Source organism: Actinomycetota bacterium (genome assembly GCA_035759705.1).
GTDB lineage: Bacteria > Actinomycetota > CADDZG01 > JAHWKV01 > JAHWKV01 > JAJCYE01.
Genome location: DASTUJ010000179.1, coordinates 1 through 6,592 on the forward strand (window position 1 = coordinate 1; position 6,592 = coordinate 6,592).

Here is a 6,592-nt window from a genome sequence, read left to right on the forward strand (position 1 = left end):
AAGAAGTGGTTGAAGCCGACCTCGTACAGGCTGGCCGCCGACTGGTACGTCGCGATATGACCGCCGACGCCCAGGCCGGGGCGGTTCGCCCGCGCGACCATCACCGCGGCATTCCAGCGGATCAGCTGGCGGATGCGGAACTCGAGGGCCTCGTCGCCCGGGTAGTAGGGCTCGTTCTCGGGAGAGATGGTGTTTACGTAGTCGGTCTGAACCATCGAGGGCAGCCCGATCTGCCGCTGGCGGGCGTGGAGGAAGATCCGGTGCAGCAGGTACCGGGCGCGGGCGCGGCCCTGGGTGTCGGCTACGTCGTCGATGGCTGCCAGCCACTCCGCGGTCTCATCCGGGTACGGGTCGGGCAGGTGGCCGCCGAATACGTCGTAGGGCATGGTTACTCCTCTCTACACCGGCTTCACTTCTAGTGTGCCCCATCCATGCGGGATGGAACGGGAATCGCTACCGGTGAAGCGGCGTCCCGGCGAGCGTGAGCATCGCTTCACCCATCGCCTCGGAGAGGGTCGGGTGCGGGTGGATGAGGGCCGCGACCTCCCGGGGGTAGGCCTCCCAGTTGGTGATCAGCTGGGCTTCGGCGATCAGCTCGGTCACCCGGGGGCCGACCATGTGAACCCCCAGGACCGGGCCGTCCTCCTCGGAGACCACCTTCACGAAGCCGGCCGACTCACCTAGGATCGTCGCCTTCGCCAGCGCGGCCCAGGGCAGCTTCGCCGTCTTGACCGAGTAGCCTGCCTCCTTGGCCTGCGCCTCGGTTAGGCCGACCGATGCAATCTCCGGGAAGCTGTAGGTCGCCCGGGGCACGCCGATGTAGTTGACCGGCCCGTAGCTCTCCTCGCCGGCGATCTGCTCGGCGACGTGGATGCCCTCGGCAAACGCCACGTGGGCCAGCTGGAAGTGCGGGAAGGGAAGGTTCATCGAAGGCTGGGTGATCACGTCGCCCACCGCCCAGACTCCCTCGACACCGGTCCGGCACAACTCGTCGACCACGACGAAGCCCCTTTCGACCTTGATGCCGTTCTCCTCGTAGCCCAGCCCCTCGGACACCGGCCCGCGGCCGACGGCAATCAGGCACCGCTCGGCCTCGAGCGTCACCTGCTTGCCGGCGGACGTCTCGAGGGTCAGCGTTGCGCCGGCCTCGGACTTCTCGGCCGAGGTCACCTTTGCGCCGGCGTAGACCTTGATCTTGCGCTTCTCGAACTGGCGCTGGACCTCCTTGGAGACCTCCTCGTCCTCGCCGGGCGCCACCCGGGGCAGCGCCTCGACGACGGTGACGGTTGCCCCGAACGAAGCGAAGACGCTGGCGAACTCCAGGCCGACCGCTCCCGCCCCGACGACGATCACCGACTTCGGCATCGCCTCGAGAGAGAGGGCGTGGTCGGAGGTGATGAACGCCTCGCCGTCGATGTCGACGAACGGCAGCGAGCGGGCGTAGGAGCCGGAGGCGAGGACCACCGCACCGGCCTCGATCGTCTCGCCGCCCTCGACGTCGACGGTGGTCGGCGAGGACAGCCGGCCCCGGCCCTCGACGACGTTGATCTTCTTGGCCTTGAGCAGCGCGGTCAGGCCCTTGAAGTGCTTGGAGACCACGAACTCCTTGCGGGAGACAACCTTCGGCCAGTCGACGGTCGCCGGCTCCGCAACCACCCCGAAGTCCCCGGCCTTCTTGAAGCTCTCCATGAGGTCGGCGGAGTGCAGCAGGGCTTTCGTCGGGATGCAGCCGACGTGCAGGCAGGTGCCTCCGACCTTGCCCTTCTCGACCAAAGTCACGGAGAGCCCGAGCTGAACTGCTCGCAGGGCCGCGGCGTAACCGCCGTTCCCGCCCCCCAGAATCGCCACATCCGTCTTCATCGGGGCAGTTTAACCGGGGAGCATGCGGCCTTCCGGGACGGTCGGCTTTTGGGAAGCAAAGCCAGTCTCTGCCATACTGAGGCGATGAGGTCACAACTGGTGAGAACCGTCGCTGCACTGACGATGCTGCTTCTGGCGGGTGCCTGCGGGTCCGACACGAAACCGGAGACCGAATTCGAGAACTTCGAGTCGACCGGCGGGCGGTTCAGCGCCGACTTCCCCGGCGAGCCGAAGGAAGAGACCCAGAGCACCACCGCAGAGGGCCTCAACCTCGACATCCACTTCTTCACCTCCGAAACCGACGACTACGCCGTGAGCGTGGGGTACGTCGACTATCCCGAGGAGTTCAAGACGGTCGACCCGAAGCTCGTGCTGAGCGGGGTTGCCGCCGGCGCCGCAGGAAACGTCCAGGGCGGCGAGGTCACAAAGAGCGAGCCGGGCACGTTCCAGGGCGTCGACTCGGTGGATTACGAGGTCAAGGCCGACGACGCCAGCCTGCAGGCCAAGGCGTTCCTAAAGGAGAACCGGCTTTACCTGCTCCAGGCAGTCTCCGCCGAGTTGCCCGACGCCGACGCGGAATACGACCGCCTGGTGGAGAGCTTCAGGCTCCTCTAACTCGACGGGTTTTCCCCAGAAGCCATTCAGGAAAGACCGCCGAAGCCATCGACATCCGGTGATCCCGGGCCGACAATGGAAGCTGGAGAAAGAGGCTTCCAATGCCGGACATTCCGGGCGGCAAGGTCGAGCACAGCGGCCCCCCTTTGCTCCCGACCGGCCAAATTCCGCTCCGGCGGACTATTCGTGTTCAAGTCGGGCTTGTCTTCGGAATAACCCTCCTTGCGATGCTTGCCTTTGGAATGTCGCCGGCAGCAGCCGCGGAACCCGGGTCCGGTGTCACCGCCCCTGCAATCGAAACGGCGCACGGCAGGATCGCGGCAGCCAAGGCGGACATTGCAGCTGCGATGGACGCAGCCCACGGGCAGATCGACGCAGCCACCGACTCCGCCGGCTCCATGACGAGCCCAGCCGTCCGGGCCGGACTTGCGGAAAAGAAGCAACCACCCGAGCACGGGACCCTCTATCTACTGAAGCCGGCGCCTGCTGCACCCGCTACGTTTACCGGCCGCGGAGGCTACTCGGCGGACGGAACCTCCGGAACGGCCGGGCTGCTTTCAGCAGCGGTTCCGCCCGGCTCCACCGTCGAACAGGCGTACCTCTACGCCTACATTCAAAACGCCAACCCCACGGCATCGGAAAGCACCGTCATATTCGACGGGCTCCCCGTTTCGACGACGAAGCTGGATGACTACGCAATTACTCTCAGCTCCTCACGGGCAGACGTCACGCCGCAGGTGGCGGCCAAGGTAGGCACCGGCTCGGGAACGACCGACTTTTCCGCACCCACCAGCCTGCCCGTCGATGGACTGGCACTGGTAGTCATCTACTCCAACCCTGCGCTGCCGGCCAGGACAATCGCCGTTTTCGACGGCGCCGCCCAAACGCTCGGCGACACCGCAACGTTTAGCTTCAACGCGCCGCTGGACAAGTCGGACCCGGGCTTCTCCGCGCGGATGTCGCTCGGTATCGGATTCTCTTTCCAGCAGGGCTCCGGCCACATGTGCGGGCCCGGCAGCCCGGTCTCGAAGCAGCACTCGGTTGTGGATGTCAACGGTGTGCGGCTCACCAGTTGTGCCGGAGGTGACGACGACGCAGGCACATTCGGGAGCCTCATCACGGTTGGGGGCGTGGGGGACAGCACCGACAACCCTGTCGATCCGTTCCAGACCCCCGCCGACGGTAACCCGGTCCGGGTCACGGACGACGAGTTCTACGACCTCGAGCCCTTCTTGTCCCAGGGGGACACCAGCCTCACCGTAACCACCTCCCAGCCCTCCAACGACGACATTCTTTTCCTGTCGATCATTCAGGTCGATGCCCTGGCTTCGGTCACCACCGAGGTCTGCGGAGATGGCCTTGATGGAGACGCCGACGGTCTCCCCGACGGCAACGATCCCGACTGCCCGGGCTTTGTCGTAATCCCGATCGTGGTTCCGGTGGGCACCGAGATTTGCGGTGACGGCACGGACACCGATAAAGACGGCCGGGACCCTCCCTGCCCGCTGCAGGTTGCACCGGTGGCGGATCCGCCGGCCCCCGGAGCCACTCAGGTTCCCCCTCGGCCCATCGTGACGGCGGTCACAGGGGTGGAGAAGCCGGCAACCCAACCGTCGAGGCCTGGTCCCCGGACGCTTCCACGAACCGGCGGCAACCCCGGCTTGCTCCTTTTGGCCGCACTGTCGCTTCTGTTCGGAGGGTTGGTGCTTACCAGCTCAACCAACGGGCGTCGCGGGCGACTCGGAAGAGGTCGAATGACCAGCCAAAATGAGTAGTAGTACCTATGGCTTTCGCGCGCTCGATTTTCCAGAATCGGGGAGTACGAATCAGGAGGTAGAGCCATGCAAGCAGTGGAGACTCGCGAAGAAGAACTGGCCAGCGCCCAGGGGGTTGACTGGAACGTAGCGGTCTTCGCCGGCAAGGTCGTCGTCAGGTCCCGCAGCATGAGCGGCATCCTTCGGCGGGCGATCTCCAGCGTCACCGACCCAATGAGCCTGGTGGAGGCCATTCAAGGCCCCAACAAGGAGATCCTGCTCCGCGCCCTAGTCGACAGCTCGGACCTGGCGCAGGCGATTCTCACCGCGATGCGGAGTGGAAGACCTCAGGCCGGCGACCCGTCGCTTCAGTCCTCCGGCTCCGACAAGCAGATCCTCGACAAGCTCCGCGACGCTCTGGAGCACAACCGGGCGGCATTCATGGACGCCCTTCACGAGAACCAGGGGCTGATCCGGGAGTGGGCCGGTGAGCACAAAGACCTCATGGGGATCTTCCTGAAGGGTGACATCCACATCGCCGTGGACTCCCTCTACTCGGTCGACCTGACCACCCGCAGGGACGGCGCAGGCGTGCTTCGCATGGATTTCGGGGACGAGCAGCTGGCGGTACAGTTCCAAGCCAGCCGCCTGCAGGCGTTTCAAGAGGCCAAGAAGCTGATCGATGAGCTGATCGGAGGAGTTGCACCCGCCGCGCCAGTCGCCGAGGTCCCGGTCCCTGCGACCAAGGCGTGCCCGATGTGCGCCGAGGAAGTGAAGGCCGCCGCAAAGATCTGCCGCTTCTGCGGACACAAGTTCGAGGGCTGATTCAACCGAGCGGTGCCGCTACTTGGCCCGCATCCGGTTGTTTCTCGGGTTGTGCTCCAGCTCCGCCAAACCCAGGTGCTCCAGCAGCGGCGGCAGGTACATGCCGAACCGGCCCCGGTAGCCCTTGCGCAGCCCGTACCAGCCGCCGACCGGGTTGTCCTCGGCCCTCCCCCACGCCTCGACGGTCCCCGGCTTGGCGGCCTTCTGCTCGTCGGCTGCCCCGAGGTCCATCCAGTCGCCGTGGTCCCGGAGCATGGCGTGGAGGTCGTCGATGGCCGCCAGGTGGTACTTCAGGGTGGTCGATCCCACCACGCATACCAGCGCGGGCGGATCGGCGTCCGGGTCCCTGTACATCGTGTACTCCGAGGTGCCGGGGGCCGTCTTCAGCACCCAGGGGTCGTCCTTCGTGCCTATTCCCACGTCTGCCCTCCTCAGCCGATGATGTCCATTACGTTTTTAACCGTGAAGAAGGCCCCGGCGACGAAAGCGGCGCCGAGGTACGCCAGCACCAGACGGGTGTCTTTCAGGATGCATTTGCTGGTCTTCAACCCGCCCCGGTAGGCCTTCGTGTAGGCCCAGATGCCCATGCCGGCAAAGAACGTGACCACCAGCGGCGGCGTCAGCAGCCAGGCCAGCAGGCCGATGGTGGTGAAGATGCACAGCCGGAGAGGGTCGCGGGCCGGGGTCCTGGGCGATAGGTCCGGCGACTTCGTCCTAATGTGTCTCGACAAGCGGCAGGCTCCTTCCGGCTCTCTCCGAAAGTTTGGTCCTCGAAAGCTGCGGCCACGCCTGCACGGCGCAGAACGGGGCGCACTGGTGCTGGGTCTCGCCGGCGGTTCCCACGTGGACGCAGCACTGCAGCAGGCGCTCCTCCAGCATGGTGTTCATGTCCATGAACGGCTTGACCGTGATCCTCTTGATGCGGGTCCCGATCATGTCCCGCACTTTCCGCCGGCCGCCGAGGACCGCTCCCCCGGCCATCTTCGCCAGCGTCGCCATGCCGAGGTCGCAGTTGTCGCAGATGTTGCGGAAAAGGTCGGTGACCGTGGGGTGGGTGAACGAAGTGACCTCGCTCATCAACCCCAGCAGCGAGGCTTTGACCAGCTCGCGGATCTGGGCCGGGATATCGGTGTCGGCGACCCGGTTGGAGACCAGGTCCAGGTGCTCCAGCAGCTTCTCGTGCCCGATGACCTTGGCCAGCGAACGCCACTGGCCCTGGTCGTCCAGCAGCATGTAGCCGACCGACGAGCAGTGCGGGTGCGAGCAGGGCAGCGCAGTGAGGTCGTCCCAGCTCACCAGGCCGCCGGTCTGCGGTCCCAATCGCTCCAGCACGCCGGTGTGCGTCAGGCGGTTCATCGGGTCGATCTCCCCCGAGCGGCCGGAGCCGAACTGCGGCTGCAGGGCGATCCCTCCGACGTAAGGCGTCTCCAGGCCGAACTTCACGACGTCGCCGATCTCGTCGTCGTTCACCCCCAGGGCGGCGGTCATGGTCAGCGTCGTGAACACCCCTGCCGCGCTGAGGCGCTCGACCGCCTGCC

The 6,592-nt window shown here is 66.0% G+C and carries 8 protein-coding genes; 3 read left to right on the top strand and 5 right to left on the bottom strand.

From position 1 onward, the window contains the following. Positions 1 to 386: pyruvate dehydrogenase (acetyl-transferring), homodimeric type (locus VFV09_12580; protein ID HEU4868548.1), on the bottom strand; the 386-nt coding region annotated here is incomplete at its 3' end. Between the two features lie 67 nt (positions 387 to 453). Continuing rightward, positions 454 to 1,860, bottom strand: coding sequence for a dihydrolipoyl dehydrogenase (lpdA, locus tag VFV09_12585; GenBank protein HEU4868549.1), 1,407 nt, complete (start codon positions 1,858 to 1,860; stop codon positions 454 to 456). A gap of 84 nt (positions 1,861 to 1,944) precedes the next feature. Between lpdA and VFV09_12590 the strand changes: the two genes are divergently transcribed. The 3 genes from VFV09_12590 (at position 1,945) to VFV09_12600 (ending at position 5,054) form a co-directional block, all read left to right on the top strand. Then, positions 1,945 to 2,475 (top strand): hypothetical protein, encoded by a 531-nt coding sequence (locus VFV09_12590; protein ID HEU4868550.1) that lies wholly within the window; start codon positions 1,945 to 1,947, stop codon positions 2,473 to 2,475. A gap of 227 nt (positions 2,476 to 2,702) precedes the next feature. Further along, complete coding sequence (locus VFV09_12595; GenBank protein ID HEU4868551.1) at positions 2,703 to 4,250, top strand: hypothetical protein; 1,548 nt, start codon at positions 2,703 to 2,705, stop codon at positions 4,248 to 4,250. A gap of 66 nt (positions 4,251 to 4,316) precedes the next feature. Then, a complete protein-coding gene (locus VFV09_12600) occupies positions 4,317 to 5,054 on the top strand; it encodes a zinc ribbon domain-containing protein (GenBank protein HEU4868552.1) in 738 nt (245 codons plus the stop codon). Between the two features lie 18 nt (positions 5,055 to 5,072). On the opposite strand, the gene VFV09_12605 is transcribed toward VFV09_12600, so the two are convergent. From VFV09_12605 to VFV09_12615, 3 genes are all read right to left on the bottom strand, one after another. Then, the gene (locus VFV09_12605) at positions 5,073 to 5,474 is read right to left on the bottom strand and encodes a hypothetical protein (GenBank protein HEU4868553.1); all 402 of its coding nucleotides are present in this window, start codon (positions 5,472 to 5,474) and stop codon (positions 5,073 to 5,075) included. A gap of 11 nt (positions 5,475 to 5,485) precedes the next feature. After that, on the bottom strand, positions 5,486 to 5,785 hold the full coding sequence (locus tag VFV09_12610; protein HEU4868554.1) for a hypothetical protein: 300 nt from the start codon (positions 5,783 to 5,785) through the stop codon (positions 5,486 to 5,488). Further along, the coding region (locus VFV09_12615; protein ID HEU4868555.1) for a radical SAM protein at positions 5,769 to 6,592 on the bottom strand (824 nt) is incomplete at its 5' end. The genes VFV09_12615 and VFV09_12610, both read right to left, overlap by 17 nt.